Raw genomic sequence first — 1,799 nt, 5'->3', positions numbered from 1 at the left:
CCGCCGAACGCGTCCTGCTGCGCGCCGGGCCGGGCGGGCTGACCAGCCGGGCGGTCACCGCGGAGGCCGGCGTCGCCAAGGGCGTCCTGCACCGCCACTTCGCGGACTTCGACGCGTTCCTCGCCGAGTTCGTCCTCGACCGCGCCGCCCGCCCCACCCCCGAGGTCGACCGCCTCCCCGACCGGGTCGGCCGCGGCGAGGTGGTGGACAACCTCACCTCCGCCCTCACCGCCCTCTACGCCTCGGCCGCGGTCGCCGTCGTCCCCCTGCTCACCTTCCGCACCGCGCTCCGCGACCGCCTCCGCGACGCCTGGCCCGCGGGCGTCCCGGTCCTCACCGACGCCGCCGTCCGCATCACCGCCTACCTCGACGCCGAGCGCGCCGCGGGCCGCCTCCCCGACACCCTCCCCGCCGACGCCCTCGGCCCCGCGCTCGTCGGCTCCACCCACCTCCTGCACACCGGCCCCGGCGCCACCGAGGACGCCGTCCGGCGGGTCGTCGCCACGGTCCTGCGGGTGTGATCACCCCATCGCGCGGTCGCCGTCCGGGGCAGCGCTGTGGCAGGGTGATCAACCGTGGAACGGGTTGTGCTGCTGGACGAGACCGGTGCGGCCGTGGGCGAGGCCGACAAGGCGACTGTGCACCACGAGGAGACGCCGCTTCACTTGGCGTTCTCCAGCTACCTCTTCGACCGGGACGGCAGACTCCTGCTGTCCCGGCGAGCGCTGCACAAGAAGACCTGGCCGGGCGTGTGGACCAACTCGTGCTGCGGCCACCCCGCGCCGGGCGAGGACCTGGAGGCCGGGGTGCGGCGGCGGCTCGCCGAGGAGCTGGGGCTCCCGGACGTCGAGCTGGACCTGGTCCTTCCCGGCTTCCGGTACCGCGCGGTCATGGACAACGGGGTGGTGGAGAACGAGATGTGCCCGGTGTACCGGGGCGTCATCGACACCGACCCGGTGCCCAACCCGGACGAGGTGGACGACGTCGAGTGGGTCATCTGGGCCGACTTCGCGCCCGCCGTCCTCTCGGGCGCCCGGCCGATCTCGCCGTGGTGCCTGCTGCAGGTGGAGGCGCTGGCCGAGCTGGGCGATGACCCGCTGAAGTGGCCCGTCGGCTCCCCGGCCGACCTCCCGCTCGCGGTGCGCTGACCCCCGCGCGGCTCCTGTCGGTTTCCTGAACCGGGGAACCCCGCCGCCCGCGCGCCCGTTCTGCCCGGTGTGCTGAACGCGGAGACCGCTGCGCCCTCCCGGTTCGCCGGACCGGGGGGCGCCCTGGCCGTGGTGCTGACCGTCGCCCTGATCGGCGGCCTGGACCTGCATCGCGCCGTCACCAACCCCCACAGCCTGCGGCGGACCATCAGCGAGTACGCGCTGGGCCCGCAGAAGTGGGTGTTCGACGTCGGCGTGCTGCTGCTCGCGGCCGGGTCGGTGGCGATCCTGGTCGCGCTGGTGCGGGCCGGGGTGGCGCGGTGGTGGTCGCCGGGCGCGGTGGCGATGGCGCTGTGGTCGGCCGGGTTGACGCTGGTCGTGCTGTTCCCCAAGCACAACTGGGCGATGGGCGGGCCGAGCGCGAGCGGCACGGTGCACCGGGTGGCGAGCGTGCTCGCGTTCCTGAGCCTGCCGGTGGCGGCGCTGCTGCTGTCGAGGCCGTGGCTGCGCTCGGCCGCGTGGGGCGCGCACGCGCGCCGGGTGTTCGCGCTGGGCTGGCTGTCCGTGCTCGCGCTGAGCCCGCTGGTGTACGCGCTGCTGGTGGACGCGTCGGGCGGCACGGCGTGGTGGCGGGTGTTCCCGCTGGGGTAC

General features: G+C 75.4%; 3 protein-coding genes. All 3 read left to right on the top strand.

The features are described 5' to 3' along the window. Window positions 1-521, top strand: a 521-nt coding sequence (locus ACTUAL_RS22445; protein WP_440901624.1) for a TetR/AcrR family transcriptional regulator, incomplete at its 5' end; no start/stop codon positions are given. Between the two features lie 54 nt (window positions 522-575). Beyond that, complete coding sequence (gene idi / locus ACTUAL_RS22440; RefSeq protein ID WP_440901623.1) at window positions 576-1,148, top strand: isopentenyl-diphosphate Delta-isomerase; 573 nt, start codon at window positions 576-578, stop codon at window positions 1,146-1,148. A gap of 69 nt (window positions 1,149-1,217) precedes the next feature. Further along, window positions 1,218-1,799: DUF998 domain-containing protein (locus tag ACTUAL_RS22435; protein WP_440901622.1), on the top strand; the 582-nt coding region annotated here is incomplete at its 3' end.

The sequence above is a fragment of the Actinosynnema sp. genome (assembly GCF_052038725.1).
The sequence above is the reverse complement of the archived record's forward strand: the minus strand, read 5'-3'. Positions and strand labels throughout refer to the sequence as shown.